At 65.8% G+C, this 284-nt stretch carries 1 protein-coding gene; it reads right to left on the reverse strand.

Features of this window, described 5'->3' with window-relative positions; genetic code table 11:
- Positions 1 to 58: 58 nt before the first annotated feature.
- On the reverse strand, positions 59 to 284 hold a 226-nt coding region (locus RUW00_RS22855; RefSeq protein ID WP_315956833.1), incomplete at its 5' end, for a hypothetical protein.

Below are 284 nucleotides of genomic sequence, written 5' to 3' on the forward strand. Positions count from 1 at the left end.
TGCGGTGGACTCTCCGCGGCTCATTGAAGCTGCGGGGGTAGCCGGATTCCGGAACCAGCTAGGCGCCGGCTTTTTTGTGGCCAGGGCAGGCAACGGGCCGTCCTGGCTGCTGAAGGAGATCCGCGGCTGTTGGTCCGATCGGCACCGGCAGAAGAGCATCTGAAGGCGAAAGCGCCCCGCGTTTACGGGGCGATCGGGAGTATACCGGTAGCGCCTCTGCGGTGGACTCTCCGCGGCTCATTGAAGCTGCGGGGGTAGCCGGATTCCGGAACCAGCTAGGCGCC

This window comes from Bacillus sp. IS1 (assembly GCF_032461585.1).
Classification (GTDB): Bacteria; Bacillota; Bacilli; order Bacillales; family Bacillaceae; genus Bacillus; species Bacillus velezensis.